A 17,992-nucleotide genomic window follows, 5' to 3' on the forward strand; every position below is an offset into this window, starting at 1 on the left:
TTGTTATGTAATAATCTCATTTACTAACGTTAACTATACCTTCACTTAACATTATTGAAAATTTCTTCATCCTTTTATAACATACTGTGAATACTCACGAAACTTTTGATTAATAATTTCACGCAAAATTAAAACAATCAAAACATGAAACACATTTTACAATTATTCTTTATTTTTTTTACATGTGCCATAAGTGCACAGTTAGAGACTGGAAATATGGCCTTTACAGCTTTTAATGCCGATGGTGATGATGATTTTTCAATGGTCACTTTTGTTGATATTGCTGCAAACACAACAATTTATTTTTCTGATAAAGAATGGGAAGAAACTGAATTTAATTCTGGCGAAGCTAATTACGAATGGCAAACTGGTACTGACGTAATTACTGCAGGAACTATAATTACATTTTATACCATTAGTTCAACTCCAAATGTATCTCACGGAACTATTATTGGTTCTCCAGGTGGAATGTCAGCTTCCGCTGAAGCTATCTTTGTTTACCTAGGTACAGATGTAGATACACCAACAACCTTTATTGCTGCTGCTTCTAATTCCTCTTCTGCTTATGATGATGGCGCCGGAACAGGTTTAATAGGAACTGGATTAACTGAAGGAACAACGGCTATCACTTATACTAACGGAACTGATATTGCTCAATATAATGGACCAAGAACTGGTTTTACAGCTAACGGATATTTGGTGGCTTTAAATGACATGACTAATTATGACTTACAAGATGGCAGTGGTGATCAGGGAATTGATGGTATTGCACCAGATATTCCTTTTAATACTACTGCTTTTGTTATTTCTACTTCTGACACCAATGCACCTAATGTTGCTAATGTTGAAGCAACAGATCAAAACACCGTTGAAATTACATTCACAGAAGCCGTAACAACTGCTTCTGCTGAAATGCTAAATAATTATGTTTTTAATCCTGCGTTAACCATAAATACTATTGTTTATGATAATAGCTCTTTAAAAGCAACTATTACACATTCAGGTTTTACTGAAGGTATAGCTTACAAAGTAACTGTTAATAATTTAGAGGATTTATCATCTAACATGCAGACAACCGCTTACGAAAGTGACGATTTATTTTACAATGGATTAACGTCTGGATTAATCATCACGGAGATTATGTACAATGCACCTTCTGATGATTCTGATGCGCTTGAATTTTTAGAAATTTATAATAACGGAACGTCTTCTATCGCTTTAGGTGGAATTACAGTAAACGACGAAGGTAATTTCAACTTTACTTTCCCTGAAATGACGCTTGCTGCTGGTGAGATTGTATTATTAGCAACAGACAAAGCTTCAGCAGATGCTTTTTATGGTGTTTCTTTTTTAGATATGCCACAAGCAATTTCTAACGCTATGGGTAATGGTGGTGAATTATTAGAGATTAAAAATTCTGATGGTACTATAATTTCTCAAGTTGAATATAGTGATGATGCTCCTTGGCCAACTACGGCAGATGGTGATGGTCCTTCTTTAGAATTATTAAATCCTAATACTAATTTTAATGAAGGTACCAACTGGACACCTGCAACAAACTTAGTAGGTCAATCTTTAGGTGAAGATGTTTTTGCTTCACCTGGAAGTTACACACCAGTAACCAACGTTACGCCTCAAGTGAGCTTTACAGAAAATACGTATGTAATTAGTGAAGACGGTACGTCTATAGATATTACTGTAGAATTATCTGCAACACCTAATGATGCAGTTTCTATAGATGTTAGTTTAGTTACTGAATTATTAACAGCAACTGAAGGTGATGATTTCACTTTTGCTAACCAAACTTTAACTTTCCCAGCAAACACAACAGAAGCAATTATAATTACTATTCCTGTTGTAAATGACGCTTTAGCTGAAATGGATGAGCTTTTTATCTTAGAACTTTCTAATCCAACTAACGCAACACTTGGTGTTCATGAAACTGCAGGAGTTTATATTTTAGATGAAGACAATATAGTTCCTGTTCCTACAGATGTTTTAGGTATGGAATATGTAACTAGCTATTTAGTAGATGATGCTGGTTCTGCTGAAATTGTAGCACACGATCCTGTTTCTCAACGTTTATTCGTTTTAAATTCAGTAGCTCAAAAATTAGAGATTTTAGATTTCTCTAACATCACTAACATTACTACAATCAGCTCTATTGATTTATCTACTTACGGTGACCCAACAAGTGTTGCTTATAGGAATAATATAGTAGCTCTTGGTATTTCTAAAGGACCTTTAGAAGATGGTGTTGTAGTATTTTCTGATATTGATGGTGTAATCTCTTCTACGATTACTGCTGGAAATCTTCCAGATATGGTAGGTTTTACACCGGATGGTACAAAACTTTTAGTAGCAAATGAAGGACAACCTAATGATGATTACTCTGTAGATCCTGAAGGAAGTATTTCCGTTATTGATGTTACTGGAGGATTAGGAAATATTTCTCAAACCAATGTTTTAAACATCAACTTTAATAGTTTTGATAGTCAATTAGCATCATTTCAAGCAGAAGGTATTAGAGTATTTGGACCTAATGCTACGGTTTCTCAAGATATGGAACCAGAATACATTACGTTTTCTAACGATTCTCAAACCGCTTATGTAACGCTTCAAGAAAACAATGCTGTTGGTGTTATTGATTTAACAACAAATACGATTACTGATATTTTACCTTTAGGTTTAAAAGATCATGCTTTAGCAGGAAATACTTTAGATGCTTCAGATGATACCGGTTTCATTTTCTTAGCAAATTGGCCAATAAAAGGAATGTATATGCCAGATGCAATGGCTTCTTATGAAGTTAATGGTGTTACTTATTTAGTAACTGCCAACGAAGGTGATGCCAGAGAATATGACACTTATGCAGAAGAAGAGCGTGTTAGTGATTTAAACTTAGACTCTACTATTTTTCCTAATGCTGAATTTTTACAATTAGATAGCAACTTAGGTCGATTAACGGCTACAACAGCTACTGGTGATTTAGATAATGATGGTGATATTGACGAAATTCACGTATTTGGTTCTCGTTCTTTCAGTATTTGGAATACAGTAACTGGTGCTTTAGTTTTTGATAGCGCTGATGATTTTGAACGTATCACTGCAAACGATCCTATTTATGGCGAATTATTTAACGCTAGTAACAGTAATAACAACTTTAAAAACAGAAGTGACAATAAAGGTCCTGAGCCAGAAGGTGTAACTGTAGCAGAAATTAATGGTGAGTTTTACGCTTTTATAACTTTAGAACGTGTTGGTGGTCTTATGGCATACAACATTACAGATCCTAACAATGCTGTTTTTGAAAAATACATTAACAACAGAGACTTAGGAGATGACGAAGGTGGAGATTTAGGTCCTGAAGGTATTATCTATGTCTCAGCAGAAAACAGTCCTAATGGCACTGGTTTAGTTATTATGGCTAATGAAGTAAGTTCTACCTTAAGTTTCTATGCACTTAATAACGACACTTTAAACACGGATGAATTTACTTTAGCATCTAATGCTTTTAAAATGTATCCTAACCCAACTAAATCTAACCAAACGGTTCATTTTAACCAAACTGTTTCTGTAGCTTTATTTGATATTCAAGGTCGTGAAATAACGTCTAAAGAAGGTACTATAAGTTTACAATTACCTAGCTTAAATGCTGGAACTTATATTTTGAAAACAAATTCTGGTGAGAGCATTAAGCTTTTAATCAAGTAAGAATTTCAAAAACATAGTATTTAGAATTAAACACCTTCAAAATGAAGGTGTTTTTTTTGGTATAATTACTTCTATTATAAATTCCTATTTTAGTTAAAAACGATACCTTTTGATATAGAATAATTATATTTTAGTACTTTTCTAAAAAAATACTACATCATGAAAAAAATAACCTCCTCATTACTTATTCTTACTTTTATTTTAACCTCCTGCAGCGGAGAAGACGGAAGAGATGGATTAGATGGAGCAATTATTGCTTCTTCTGCCTTTGAAATTGAAAATATTGACTTTAACCCTAGTGTTGATTTTGAAAATAACTATCGAGTTAGAGAGTATTACGGTTTTGATGTTTGGCCTACGGATGTTACATTAGTTTACGTTTTATGGCTAACAGAAAATGGCGAAAATATTTGGCGTTTAGTACCACAAACTGTAATTTTTGATGATGGAAACGATTTAGTCTACAATTACGAGTTTACACAAACTTACGTTGATTTTTTCATTGAAGGTTCTAATCTAAGCCTGTTAGACGATGTTTGGACCCAAAATCAAATTTTTAGAGTGGTTGTGGTACCTGCAGACAATGTTGGTAGAGGAACTAATAGCAGTACTGTTGATTATAGCGACTTAGATGCCGTAATATCACATTATAATATTACGGAATTTCAAAAGCGATAAATTTCTTAATAAAACAAACCTAATCAAGAAACAGTTTCGGAGTTAAAACCAAAGCTGTTTTTTTATGTCCTTCATTTAAACAAAATGTATATTTGCGTTAAATAAAAACCGTTTCTATTCATGGAGTGTATTTCAATTTTCGACATGCTTAAAATTGGTGTAGGGCCATCAAGTTCTCACACCTTAGGACCTTGGCGAGCTGCCGAACGTTGGATTCAAGAATTAAAAGATAAAAAACGTTTTGAAAAAGTTGAAAACATTACCATTGACCTCTATGGTTCTCTATCCTTAACAGGAAAAGGACACGCTACAGATTTCGCTGTTATTTTAGGCTTAACAGGTGCGGATCCAGAACGTATGCCGATTGAAAATATTGATACTATTATTAATGATGTTAAAACAACCAATGTTTTAATGTTTAATAATGAAAAAGCCATTCCATTCGATTTTAAAACCAATATTGTCTTTAACAGAAAATTTCTACCCTTTCATTCTAACGGCATGGTATTTACAGCGCGAATCAATGGCCGTAATTACAAATCTACCTATTACTCTATCGGTGGTGGATTTGTTGTACAAGAAGAACGAAAACTATCTAAAGCTAATAAAATAATTTTCTATTGTACGTTTCCCTATCCTACTTCAACAGGAAATGAACTTTTAAAATATTGCGAACAATTACAATTACCAATTTCTGGTGTTGTGTTTGAAAATGAAAAATCCATTAGAGATGAAAGTTCTATCGATTTTGAATTAAAACGCATTTGGGATACCATGTTAGAATGTATGTACACAGGCTGTCATACCGAAGGTAATTTACCAGGCGGATTAAATGTAAGACGTCGTGCTTTTGATATGCATAAGAAATTAATTGGAGAGGATACTTATAATAATCCACAAGAATGGTTAGAAACGATCCGAAAAACAGAAGTTAAATTCCGTCAGATTTTAAAGTGGGTAAGTTGTTTTGCGTTATCAGTCAATGAGGTAAATGCTGCACTTGGTCGTGTTGTTACAGCACCTACCAATGGAAGCGCAGGTGTGGTTCCTGCTGTACTTATGTATTATTTAGTCATTGAAAACCATGATGCCGATTTTGAAGATATTAAAAAATTCCTTTTAGTGGCAGGCGAAATTGGAAGTATCTTTAAAAAAGGAGCTACCATATCTGCAGCAATGGGAGGCTGTCAGGCAGAAATCGGAGTCTCTTCAGCTATGGCTGCAGGTGCTTTATGTGAATTACTTGGAGGAACACCAGAACAAGTTTTAATAGCTGCTGAAATTGCTATGGAGCATCATTTAGGTTTAACCTGCGATCCTATTGGTGGTTTGGTACAAATTCCTTGCATCGAAAGAAATTCTATGGGAGCTATAAAAGCAATTAATGCTGCCGAATTAGCATTAGACACAGATCCTAAAAACGTAAAAGTACCATTAGACAAAGTAGTTGCAACAATGTGGGAAACAGCTAAGGATATGAGTTCTAAATACAAGGAAACCTCTGAAGGAGGATTGGCAGTTGGAGTTCATTTGACGGATTGTTAATAAGTCCATCCTAGCCTTCTCTAAGGAAAGAAGCTTTTCCTCTTATGAAAGGATTCTTAGCTATACTTTTTAATTTATATTTAATTATTAAAAACGATAAGACGCTGAAAGTATTACAAAAGATTTATTTAAAAAAATATTAGTGACAGTATTAGAAACTATAGAAGTATAACTATTCTGAAAATTTTCAATATTACTTAGATTTTTACCACTTAGTTTAAAATCTAACTTATTCTTTATCGCTAAATATTTGAACTCAAAATCAATAAAATTATAAACCCTATCAATTTCATTAAATTTACTAGGATAGATTTGCCTTGTATCTAAGGAAAATATTAGATTTTCATTAATCTCGTAAAACAATTGAAGGAAACTAGTGTATTGTATATTTTTATTATTTATAAATGATGTCTTTATATTGGTAAACTGTGCTTTAAAACCTGACTTTAAATTTATTTTACTTTTGAAATAGCTACCATATCTTAAACTTATATTATTTACATAATTTGAAGCTATTTCTTCATTACCTGTAATCTCTACATAACTTCGCCGATAGAGGCCTCCATACTCTAAAAAAAAACCTGATCTGATGGAACTAATATTTCTATTTACCTTAAAAGATGCAATTGTCATGTTATTATTTTTTGCTCTAGTTTTAATTAAAACATCAAAATCTGAAGTGTTTATATATTCATAACCAAATGTATTTTGGTTGTAATTATAACTTAATGATGCATTAATAAATATGTTTTTCCTGAAATCTGATATTGAGTATGATATTCCTGAACTATGTTTATATAGGTTAAATAATTTATTTATTCCCTTAGTAAATCCTCTATTTGAAGTTAATAAAAGTCCATTATATATATCGCTTATTTCAGGTTGTTTTATAGAAAATTTATAAGAAATATTATACTTCCCATATTTTTTTGTTTCTTTAGATAATTTCAACTCAGGCTCAACATATAATTGACTGTTTGTTTCTGCAAAACTCAGTCCTTCTATATTATTTTTATATTTTACGCTATTATAACCTCCTTTTGCATTTATAGCTAAATTATATTTCTTCCCTAACGAAAACAAATACCGCCTATAAACGAAAAGATCTTTACTCGTATTAGTTAAGTTATTAGAAAAAGTAAAATCCTCAAATTGTAACTCAAAGCCATCATTTAAAGTTTTACTAATTATTTTTTCATCCTTATTTAAAAATCCTAAATTCCATTCACTTGTTTCACCAACTAATTTTGAGTTAAAACCATAATGTCTAATTGGATTTTCATAAGATTGATTTATAATGCCCTGATCATCAAAAATAGGATTACTAGTAGAGTAGTTTTGTGGGTTTTTATTTTGTAAATAAAAGAAATTTAAACTTAAAGCTCTTTTTTCGTTAACTCTAAAAGTGGTGTTGAGCTGTTGAGATAAATAGTAATCTTCAATATCTAAATTTTCATAATAACTATTGTTATCTATAGTTAAATCTATATTTGTTCTATTTTTAGAATTGTTTAGTATGCCATTGTATTCTATATACGATTTACTTCCGTTTGCGTTCTTTATATTTAATTCAGCATTGAATTCACGAGATTTCTCTCTATGAAATTTTGATTGTAATACAATAAAGTTTGTTGGCGCTGAGTAGGAAGTAGTAAAAGCATTTTGTCGTTTAACATTATCACTTAGAAAATAAAATATACTTCTAACATGAATATTTTTTTTTGGTTTTGTGAGAAGATGTAATGAATTAAAATACGAGGTATTATCGTTAATATAAGATTCATTTAACTCACCAGAAGAGGCTATTACATCAGTATTAATTACATTCTCAGAAAAATCTCGATAATCTTCAAAATAATTATTACCAGACCTATTGAACATTGAGCCATTAAGATTCTCAATTGCTTTTCTACCAGTAGTATTAGTTTTGCTAATCAAAAATGTTTTTAAATTATTATTTAGATTAAATAGTGTTAAATCGGCGAGATAATTTTTATCATTACCATATCCAATATTAGTTTTACCATAAATAGCTCCTTGTCTTTCTTTTTTAATTGATATGTTAAGTGCTATATGCTCAGAATCAGTCAATGCCCGCAATACAGAATTTTCATCAAAATTATAAATAATCTCTACTTCCTCTATATCACTAGCATCAATATTTTTTGTTCCTATTTTATAATTCTTGTCAAACACATCATCACCACCAATTAACACTTTAGAAATCTCTTGGTTATTGACTTTAATAACTCCATTGGCATCTACTTCAATACCAGGTAGGTTTTTAAGTAAATCTTCAAGCACTTCATTCTGCTTTGTTAAAAAGCTAGAAACTTTAAATGTAATAGTATCCTTTTCTATTTTTACAGGCTGTTGAGATTTTACGACCACAGCGTCTAACTCTGTGATGTCAGCATACATAGTAACATCAATTTGGTATTCATTTAACCCTTTTATAATATTAACGATGACATCATCTGCCTTATAAACTAAGGATTTATATTTTAAAATGTATCTATTCTTTTTAGCCGGAATTTCGAAGTTATATTTTCCATCATTCTGAGTTCTAAAATTAGTGATATACCTATTATTTTCATCTAATAAAACTACCGTTATTAAATCTAAAGGTTCAGAAATAGAATCTTTTACAACTCCAAAAATTTTAATTGACTCTTGGGAATAAGAAATATTGAATGAAATTATTATGAAAAAAAAGAATTTAAGACTTGTAGATGCAATATCAAACTCATCAATCTTTTTTAAGTGACTCCTCATAAATATGATATTCAATTTGTTGGTATTTATCTAATAGTTTTATCTGTTCTTCATTATATTCTATGTTTACATATGCAATAGGATCACTATTTCTCATTTGCCCAGTTGCAGTCATCGCTTTTTTATTATTTACATAAGCTAAGTATAATCTAAAACGTTCTTTAAGATATTCCTTTAAATTATAAACTTCTTTAGAGGTTGGTATAGCATAATATGCCTTTGTTTTATTATTTTGCTTTATGTTATTGAAAGTAATATTTATTATGTTTTTATCATCATGTACTTCTAAAATTAATCCTGGTAATCCGTGAAACTTCCATGGACCCGTGGGCACTGGTATATCATAAGTAAACCAAACTTCATAATTACGACCTCTAAAATTTTGTGTAGTTGCCTTGTAACAAACATATTCTCCTATTTTTTTTGATTCTTCTGTAATTACCCAATTAAATTCAATATTCTTCTCCTTAACGGTTACTTCATATTTTTCCATTAATACCTCACGTGAGGTTAACTCTTTAGTATTAAAATTTAAATGAAATTTGTAACCTTCTTCATCATAATTTCTTAATAAATGTATGCCATTAACTCTACCTTTTCTATCTCCTACTTTTTTAAAAAATTTATCCGTTCCTTCAAAATTTATTCTATTATAAATAAATAGGCTTGTACTATCATTATAGTATAATCTAGATTTATATGGAATACCTTCTGTATAGTTAGATAAATTAACATCAAAAGTATAAGATACTTCAGTTAAATTGATAGTTTCTTGAGAGAAGCAAAATGAATAAAATAAAATGAAATAAAATGTTAATCCCTTCATTATAGTTACGATTATTTAATGTATTAAAAATTAAACTATTTCGTCTTTTAAATTTATGCTATTTTAATTAAATATATTAAGGCTCTGTAGATATAACAACCACCTTTTCCTTGGGTATACTATCTCCACATCCTTCAGAATCGTAAACAGATTCAGCATATTGTTCAAACTCAGCTTCACTACACCAACCATGGTATGTACCATTAAATGGGCAGTTTAAACCTCCATCTATCGTGTAACTTTGATCACAATCGTATTCAAAAATGTCATTATTTATATTTTTGGAAGAAGAAAATGACAAGACTCCTAATGCGCAAATTAATGCAAAAATAGTTTTTTCATAATTTAGATTTTAAATGGTTAATAAAGAAGACGAAATAGTTCTTTAAAACTAACTAACTAATATAAACGTATGCATTTAACAAAGTTTTAACAATCCAAAAAATAATTTATAAAATGAATTTTACTGCAAATAGACTTGAGTTAACTATTTTATTACTTTTACAAAAAACTAATAAAAACACAATGTCAACAGCAAAAAAAGAATACAAAAGAATTACAGTAAAAAGCCTTGTAGATATGAAATCTAGAGGTGAAAAAATATCTATGCTTACTGCTTACGATTACACCATGGCAAAAATTGTTGATGGTGCAGGTATTGATGTTATTTTAGTTGGAGACTCAGCAAGTAATGTTATGGCTGGTCACGAAACGACTTTACCAATTACTTTAGATCAAATGATTTACCATGCGTCATCTGTTGTTAGAGCTATTGATCGTTGTTTAGTAGTAGTAGATTTACCTTTTGGTAGTTACCAAAGTGATCCAAAAGAAGCTTTACGCTCTGCTATTAGAATTATGAAAGAGTCTGGAGGACATGCTGTTAAAATGGAAGGTGGTAAAGAAATAAAAGACTCTATTAAGCGTATTTTACATGCTGGAATACCGGTAATGGGACATTTAGGTTTAACACCGCAATCTATATACAAATTTGGTACTTACACAGTTAGAGCAAAAGAAGAACAAGAGGCTGAACAATTAAAGCATGATGCTTTAATGCTAGAAAAAATAGGATGTTTTGCTATTGTATTAGAAAAAATCCCTGCTGCATTAGCTAAAGAAGTAGCTGAAAGTGTTTCTATTCCTGTTATCGGTATCGGAGCTGGCAATGGTGTAGACGGACAAGTTTTAGTATTACATGACATGTTAGGAATGACTTATGAGTTTCAGCCACGTTTTTTACGTCGTTATTTAAATTTATATGAAGAAATGACTACGGCTATTTCTCAATATGCAGATGATGTAAAAACTGAAGATTTCCCTAATGATAATGAACAATACTAATTATAGATTGTTAGATTACTCGATTGCTAGATTCTTGGATTAATCACAACTTGAAAAATTTAATGATTTGAAATATCTAGTTCTCAAAACAAAAAAAAGTTTTATGCACCGTTTTAAAGACTTAGAAATTTGGAAAAAGAGTAGAGTATTTTGTTCTTCTATTTATGGTATAACATCTAAATTTCCTGAATCTGAAAAATTCGGTCTTACCAATCAATTAAGAAGAGCATCTGTATCTATCCCTTCTAATATAGCAGAAGGATCATCGAGAAATTCAAATAAAGATTTTTCCAGATTTCTTCAAATTACTTTAGGTTCTGCGTATGAAGTTGAAACACAATTATTAATTGCTTCTGATTTAAATTTTATTTCAAAAGAAGAACTAGATAAACTTTTACTTGAGCTAAATTCTATTATAAAAATGACTTCAAAATTTAAATCTACCCTGAATTAAATCTAAAAATCGAGTAATCTAAAAATCTAAAAATCTAATATGTCTAAAATCCTTTCTAATAAAAATAATCTTCAAGTTCTTCATGAAGACAACCACATCATCATTGTAAACAAACGAGCTGGTGATATTGTGCAAGGAGATAAAACAGGTGACAAGCCTTTAAGCGACGTTGTGAAGTCTTATTTAAAAGATAAATATAATAAGGATGGTAATGTATATTTAGGTGTTGTACACCGTTTAGACCGACCAACAACAGGTATTGTAATGTTTGCTAAAACGAGTAAAGCATTACCTAGACTTAATAAATTATTTGCGGAGAAAACAGCGAAAAAGACCTATTGGGCTTTAGTTAAAGAACAACCGCCAAAAACAAGCGACACCTTAATTCATTGGCTGAAAAAGAATCCGAAAAACAACAAATCTACGGCATATATAAAAGAAGTTGATGGCAGTAAGAAAGCAATTCTTCATTACAAAATCATCAAAACTCTAGATAATTTTTATCTTTTAGAAGTTGATTTAGAAACTGGCAGGCATCACCAAATCCGTGTGCAATTAGCATCAATTGGTTGCTCAATAAAGGGAGATTTAAAGTACGGTTTTGATCGTAGCAATAGAGATGCTAGTATAAGTTTACATGCTAGAACCTTACGTTTTGTACATCCTGTAAAAAAAGAAGAGGTATTTATTACCGCACCATTACCAAATGACCCTCTTTGGAATGCCTGCAATACTTAGGTTGTTCTGTATGGATATTCCAACGTAAGTGTCGTGCCTTTATGCTTTTGAGATTCTAAGTTATATTTAGCACTTAATAGTTCTGCTCTTTTTTTCATATTAATTAATCCAGAGCTTTTTGCTACAGATTCAATATCATAGCCATTACCATCATCCTCTATTTTTATTCTTAATAATTGTTCTTGGTAAGACAAAGTAATGTTTAGATGCTCAGCTTCAGCATATTTCAATGTATTTGAAAAAAATTCTTGAAGAATCCTAAATAAGATAATTTCATCTTTTTTATTCTCAAAATTTACCTTCTCACCTGTTATTGATAAAGTAGAATCGATAAGCCCTGATTTATTTAAGCGCGCCACTTCATTTTTCAAAGTAGCTTCAAAACCTAAATTAAAGATGATGTCACTATTTAACGACTTAGACAAAGCTCTCACTTCATCTAATGTGCTTTTTAGAGTGTCTGCTGCATTATTAACTTTAATCTTAGCTTCGTTATTCACAGCTGTTAAAGCTGCATTCATTTGCATTGTAGACATAACGAGCATTTGCCCAATGTTATCATGCAATTCTCTACCAACATGTTTTAAGGTTTCTTCTTGTATTTCTTGTTGCGTTTTTAACAACTCATCATCAAACCGCTGTTGTTGTTCTACATTTCTTAATAAAAGCTGATTTTTCCGTTTTTGGTAAAAGACAAAAAAGAGAATAACTAACGCGCATATAATGATTAGTACAATAATCATATATATTATTAAATTCCGTTCTGCCTGAGTACTAATTATCGGGCCTTCGGCTTGCAAAATAGTAACGCAGCTGATAACGTCATATAAAGAAAAATGTTTAATGATAAGTGAATTTTCCATTTTAAAAGTACATAATCCCAATCGTCTTCTATAAAATATAATTCAAAAAATAATAATGGGATAATTATTAGAATCCAAATAAAAAAAGTAGCATTAAAGTAAAAATACACGGATTTATAGAACAAAACAATCCTGTCTGACGCTAAGGTCTCAAAAAAGTAAATGATTATGGATAAAATCACGACCCATAAGCTAGCAATACTTATAAATTTATCGGAAATAAATAAATTTTCAAATTTAAATATGATATATAATATAACTTGTAACAAATAGATATAAAATCCATATTTCAGAATTAGTTTAAACCGAATTGTTTTGACAACTTTATAATTAACAAAAACCATAATGAATGCTAAGCCAATCCACCAAAATAAAGTGTACCACCAATAATTACTTTCAATCAAAGTACCTTCAATGAGATGGAAATAATTTATCTCCTTTAGGTAACTTGGATAACCGCCAATTAAATCTACAAAAAATGCATATGCTAAAAAGTAAATGATATATTTAACTGGTGTGAATTTATATGCTTTATAAGTAATTACACCTACAATTACGGCAAATAATTCTACCAAAGACGTAATTAGACCATAATTTTCTTTGAGAAAATCATCCATAAAACTTATTATTGAGGATAATTTGCTTTTGGAGGCATCCCATTCTTACCTGCATTTAAGCCATCAGAGTCACTTAAGTCATTTCCTACACCTTGCACAGCTATAAAACCTCCTTCAGAAGTGTTATTGTAGCCTGTAGGCACAAAAAACAATGTTGTTAAACCTTCTTCTTCATTCGTATCTGGATGCGCACCTAAATACAAACGTAATCCATCTAGTGTATTTCCATTATCTATGGCCTGCTGTTTTGCATAGGCTAAATAATTCTCTATGTCTTCTAATTTATACCAAGATGATCTGTTATCTCCTGTTTTAGAATCTTTAAACAAGGAATCGTTAATAATTTTGTAACGTTCATTATATTCTTGACTAAGCATCTTAATTTCATCTGGTGAAATAACACCTGATGGTGGCTTACTAGCAGTGTGTTTTTCTGTCTTATGATTGTTGCTGTTGTATAGAAATACAACCAAAGCACCAACAACAAAACCTATAATAAGTAATCCAATATTCTTCATAAGAATGTTTGTTTCAATTTAAAGTCGCTGAAAAGTATTAATTTAATTTTATAAAAAAATGTATTCACTCTTTTATATTCACTCTTTTATATTCACTCTTTACTAATTTATTAATTCCTATTTAAGTTAAGTAACTTCAATTTCTAAATTTAAAATTAATATCATTTTTATATAAATTATCAATATCAAACATTCAAATCATTAAAAAGTCAACTCTATAAATCGCCTCAACTTTAAACAAAAAAACAAATTGAAAATCTCACAATTAAAACGATTATACTCGTTTATAAAATAGGATCTAATATTAAAACAAAATACACAAATCACAGTTGAAAAATACACTATTAATAAAATCAATTGAGGTTAACTAAAGTTTTAATTATCAAAATATTACAACAACAATGTAAACTATAAGATTAATACTAACTGTATTTAAGTAGAACTTAAAATTGACTTCTAACATCTACAATAATACACAAAAAAAACATAGAGAAATAAAAGTATTATTTCTCTATAGAATTTAAAGCATAGATAGCAAAACTCCCCAACCAATGACCACCTTCGTAACTATCATCAACGATGCTTGGCAGCGAATAATTGATATGTTTATTGGCTAAATTTTGAAGATGTTTGTATTCTGGTAAATCTTGTGCAATGTAATTAAGACTCCAAGCTCTAGAAAAGTTTACACCATCGAGGTGCACTAATTTTCCATCCGACCGATCAGAAACTTCACCAACAGCAATATCAAAATCAGTTTGAATTAGTTCTGGAATAAAATCACTTATCCAAACCTTAAAATCCTCATTAGATAACACACGTTTCATCAATGCAGCTTCCTCTAAACAAGGCGATAAAAAATCAAAACCGCTTGGCTCCCATTCTATCGGACAGTCTTGATCATCATCATAAAAATCCTTTGCTCTATTCTCAATTAAGATTTGTAATTCTGAATTTTCAACTATCAAAGCGTAATCATAAGCAAAACTTAACCCAAATGCCGTATTAGAGTGCTCACCAACTCTAATTGGGTAATTTAACTTTGGTAAAAACTCTAAATATTTAGCTACGATTAAATTTGTTAACGGCTGAAGATTCTCTTCCAACTCCTGCCCTACCTGATTATCCCAAGTGTGTAACTCTTCTGCTAATTTTAATAACCAAGCCCAACCGTAAGTTCTTTCAAAAGATGAATTAAATTCACCATCAAAGTAAAGTAACTCTTGCGCTATGTTTTCTTTAGATATATTTTGAAGTAATTTTTGTTCGATTCCTGCTCTGTTTTCTAAATCTGGAAACTGTTTTAAAAGCGAAACCAAACTCCAATGCCCATGAACCGCAGAATGCCAATCGAAACACCCGTAAAAAGCAGGATGTAATTCCTTAGGTGTTTTTAAATCGGAAGCATTACCAATCGTCTGATTCAGCTTATTTGGATATTCTATATCCATACAATGTAATGGTAATTGCGCTAATCGGTTAGCTTGCTCAAGGTTTAAAACTGGCGTATCAACAACCTCAACTTCTGCAAAACTCTCCTTAACTACTACCTGCTCTTTTTCATTATTTCCACAACTAAACGCTAGCACTATAGCTATTAAAATGTATTGTTTTTTCATTTATATTTTTTAATTATTATCGTAAACTATTTGATTAAGTAAAATTAATTATAATTCTAAATAACAACCTATTAAGTGTTGTTATTTAAAATCAACCTAACCAACCTTCGCGATCTAAACTACGATATTGAATAGCTTCACTAATGTGTGCTCCTAAAACATTTTCAGAGCCTTCTAAATCTGCTATTGTCCTAGAAACCTTCAAGATTCTATCGTAAGCTCTAGCGGATAAATTTAAGCGTTCCATGGCAGATTTCAAAAGTAACATTGAAGCTTCGTCCAATTTACAATATTTTCGGATTTGCTTTGTGTTCATTTGCGCATTGTAATGGATGTTTTCTAATTCTTTAAAACGCTCCGTTTGGTTTTCTCTAGCTTTGGTGACACGCTTACGGATATCTACCGAAGACTCTCCATTTCTTTCATCAGCTAATTTTTCAAATGGTACAGGAGTCACCTCAATATGAATATCAATCCGATCTAAAAGCGGACCAGAAACCTTTCCTAAATAACGTTGCATTTCTGCAGGTGATGATGTTACCGGTGCGTCAGGATCATTAAAATAACCACTCGGGCTTGGATTCATACTCGCTACCAACATAAAAGATGAAGGATAAGTCACCGTGAACTTTGCTCTAGAGATCGTCACTTCTCGATCTTCTAAAGGTTGACGCATCACCTCTAAAACTTCACGTTTAAATTCAGGCAATTCATCTAAAAACAAAACTCCGTTATGAGATAATGATATTTCACCAGGTTGTGGGTAACTTCCGCCACCAACAAGTGCGACATTAGATATCGTGTGATGGGGACTTCTAAAAGGACGCTGAGCCATTAATCCGGCATGTGACTTAACACGACCAACAACCGAATGTATTTTAGTTGTTTCTAAAGCTTCATGCAAAGTCATTGGTGGCAAAATACTAGGCAATCGTTTTGCTAGCATGGTTTTACCAGAACCTGGCGGACCAATTAAAATAATATTATGACCTCCTGCTGCTGCAATTTCCATACAACGTTTTATAGATTCTTGTCCCTTTACATCTGCAAAATCAAATTCTGGAAAATCGAGATTTTTATAAAACTCTTCTCGTGTGTTAATTATAGTTTGCTCTAGCGGCTCACCTTTATCAAAGTAATTAATCACCTGAGTGATATTCTCAACACCGTAAACTTTAATATTGTCTACTATAGCAGCTTCTTTGCAATTTTGAATTGGTAATATAATTCCTTTAAATCCTTCCTCTCGTGCCTTAACCGCGATTGGCAGCGCACCTTTGAAAGGCTGTAAGCTTCCATCTAAGGATAGTTCTCCCATAATGATGTAATCCTCTAAGTTTTCCGCCTTAATTTGATTAGATGCTGCTAAAATTCCGATAGCTAAGGTTAAATCGTAAGCAGAACCTTCTTTACGCAAATCAGCAGGTGCCATATTAATGGTGATCTTTTTACCCGGAATTCGGTAACCATTATTCTGAAGCGCAGCCGCAATACGATAATTACTTTCTTTAATCGCATTATCTGGAAGTCCTACTAAATGATAACCAACTCCTTTATCAATATTAACCTCAACTGTTATTGTAGAAGCCTCTACTCCAAAAACAGCACTTGCAAAAACTTTTTTAAGCATAAACGACTCATTTTATTAAAATTAAGAAAATCAATGAAATAAAAAAGCTTTTCAAAATTTAAATTGGAAAGCACTAATTTATTCTATTGAAGTTTTTTTTATTCAATTTTTCAAATTAAGCATCAAAATCATCATTATTTCTCTCCTAACTCCCTTAGAAATCATAAAATTAGGTGTTATTTTCAGATGAAATAATTAAAAAATAAAAATAAACTGTTTAAAAAGCAGAGTTATCAACATTAAATGTAAGAAAAAACACTCATAAATAAACTATTTTATGCATTTCATCGAATTTTTAATACGTTTCATAGGAAAATATTAAATATCATATACTTTTGTAATCCCAAATTTACTGAACGATGAAAAAAAAATTAAAAACAATGTTAACTATCTGTCTTACATCAGGTTTTGCACTCTTTTTAGGATGCTCAACTGAGTCTGATTTAGATGAAGAAGTCTGTGGATGTGAACGAGTCACTTACATTGAAGCTAAGTACCAACAGGAGAACACAGGAACCTGGTTGCTCAATTACACAGAAACTGAACGAGAGTCAGTTGATTGCCAAGAAGAGACTAATTATTCAGTACCTCTTGTAGGTATTGAAGCAAGAGAAGTCTATAGAGTAGAATGTAATTAATTTTACAAACTGAGGAAAACAGAAAAACCTTTC

The 17,992-nt window shown here is 31.1% G+C and carries 15 protein-coding genes; 7 read left to right on the plus strand and 8 right to left on the minus strand.

Annotated features, from left to right (window positions below; translation table 11 throughout):
* Positions 1–144: 144 nt before the first annotated feature.
* The 3 genes from HSX10_RS13855 (at position 145) to HSX10_RS13865 (ending at position 5,937) form a co-directional block, all read left to right on the plus strand.
* A complete protein-coding gene (locus tag HSX10_RS13855) occupies positions 145–3,714 on the plus strand; it encodes a choice-of-anchor I family protein (protein WP_173588827.1) in 3,570 nt (1,189 codons plus the stop codon).
* Positions 3,715–3,873: 159 nt separating this feature from the next.
* A complete protein-coding gene (locus HSX10_RS13860) occupies positions 3,874–4,392 on the plus strand; it encodes a hypothetical protein (protein ID WP_173588828.1) in 519 nt (172 codons plus the stop codon).
* A 120-nt stretch (positions 4,393–4,512) separates the two neighbouring features.
* Positions 4,513–5,937, plus strand: a complete 1,425-nt coding sequence (locus HSX10_RS13865; RefSeq protein WP_173588829.1) for an L-serine ammonia-lyase — start codon at positions 4,513–4,515, stop codon at positions 5,935–5,937.
* Positions 5,938–6,024: 87 nt separating this feature from the next.
* On the opposite strand, the gene HSX10_RS13870 is transcribed toward HSX10_RS13865, so the two are convergent.
* The 3 genes from HSX10_RS13870 to HSX10_RS13880 all read right to left on the minus strand — a co-directional run bounded on the left by HSX10_RS13870 (position 6,025) and on the right by HSX10_RS13880 (position 9,839).
* Positions 6,025–8,712 carry a hypothetical protein gene (locus tag HSX10_RS13870; RefSeq protein WP_173588830.1) on the minus strand — a complete coding sequence of 896 codons (2,688 nt, stop codon included), beginning with the start codon at positions 8,710–8,712 and terminating at the stop codon, positions 6,025–6,027.
* The gene (locus HSX10_RS13875; protein WP_173588831.1) at positions 8,687–9,538 is read right to left on the minus strand and encodes a GLPGLI family protein; all 852 of its coding nucleotides are present in this window, start codon (positions 9,536–9,538) and stop codon (positions 8,687–8,689) included. The genes HSX10_RS13870 and HSX10_RS13875 overlap by 26 nt, the downstream gene beginning before the upstream one ends.
* A 76-nt stretch (positions 9,539–9,614) precedes the next feature.
* Complete coding sequence (locus HSX10_RS13880) at positions 9,615–9,839, minus strand: hypothetical protein (protein ID WP_173588832.1); 225 nt, start codon at positions 9,837–9,839, stop codon at positions 9,615–9,617.
* A gap of 224 nt (positions 9,840–10,063) precedes the next feature.
* Between HSX10_RS13880 and panB the strand changes: the two genes are divergently transcribed.
* The 3 genes from panB (at position 10,064) to HSX10_RS13895 (ending at position 12,074) form a co-directional block, all read left to right on the plus strand.
* Positions 10,064–10,882, plus strand: coding sequence for a 3-methyl-2-oxobutanoate hydroxymethyltransferase (panB, locus tag HSX10_RS13885; protein ID WP_173588833.1), 819 nt, complete (start codon positions 10,064–10,066; stop codon positions 10,880–10,882).
* A gap of 103 nt (positions 10,883–10,985) precedes the next feature.
* On the plus strand, positions 10,986–11,336 hold the full coding sequence (locus tag HSX10_RS13890) for a four helix bundle protein (protein ID WP_173588834.1): 351 nt from the start codon (positions 10,986–10,988) through the stop codon (positions 11,334–11,336).
* A 39-nt stretch (positions 11,337–11,375) separates the two neighbouring features.
* A complete protein-coding gene (locus HSX10_RS13895) occupies positions 11,376–12,074 on the plus strand; it encodes an RluA family pseudouridine synthase (RefSeq protein ID WP_173588835.1) in 699 nt (232 codons plus the stop codon).
* Here the strand turns inward: HSX10_RS13895 and HSX10_RS13900 are convergent.
* The 5 genes from HSX10_RS13900 to HSX10_RS13920 form a co-directional block, all read right to left on the minus strand.
* Entirely contained in the window at positions 12,071–12,817 is a 747-nt protein-coding gene (locus HSX10_RS13900; RefSeq protein ID WP_173588836.1) for a sensor histidine kinase, read from the minus strand. The genes HSX10_RS13895 and HSX10_RS13900 overlap by 4 nt on opposite strands.
* A 35-nt stretch (positions 12,818–12,852) precedes the next feature.
* On the minus strand, positions 12,853–13,554 hold the full coding sequence (locus tag HSX10_RS13905; protein WP_173588837.1) for a hypothetical protein: 702 nt from the start codon (positions 13,552–13,554) through the stop codon (positions 12,853–12,855).
* An 8-nt stretch (positions 13,555–13,562) separates the two neighbouring features.
* Positions 13,563–14,072, minus strand: coding sequence for a hypothetical protein (locus HSX10_RS13910; protein ID WP_173588838.1), 510 nt, complete (start codon positions 14,070–14,072; stop codon positions 13,563–13,565).
* A 503-nt stretch (positions 14,073–14,575) separates the two neighbouring features.
* Positions 14,576–15,691: a DUF2891 domain-containing protein gene (locus tag HSX10_RS13915; protein ID WP_173588839.1), complete on the minus strand. Its 1,116-nt coding sequence runs from the start codon at positions 15,689–15,691 to the stop codon at positions 14,576–14,578.
* Between the two features lie 91 nt (positions 15,692–15,782).
* Positions 15,783–17,321 carry a YifB family Mg chelatase-like AAA ATPase gene (locus HSX10_RS13920; RefSeq protein ID WP_173588840.1) on the minus strand — a complete coding sequence of 513 codons (1,539 nt, stop codon included), beginning with the start codon at positions 17,319–17,321 and terminating at the stop codon, positions 15,783–15,785.
* 380 nt (positions 17,322–17,701) lie between these two features.
* On the opposite strand from HSX10_RS13920, the gene HSX10_RS13925 reads away from it, so the two are divergent.
* Entirely contained in the window at positions 17,702–17,959 is a 258-nt protein-coding gene (locus HSX10_RS13925; RefSeq protein WP_173588841.1) for a hypothetical protein, read from the plus strand.
* Positions 17,960–17,992 lie beyond the last annotated feature (33 nt).

This window comes from Winogradskyella undariae, assembly GCF_013285155.1.
Classification (GTDB): Bacteria; Bacteroidota; Bacteroidia; order Flavobacteriales; family Flavobacteriaceae; genus Winogradskyella; species Winogradskyella undariae.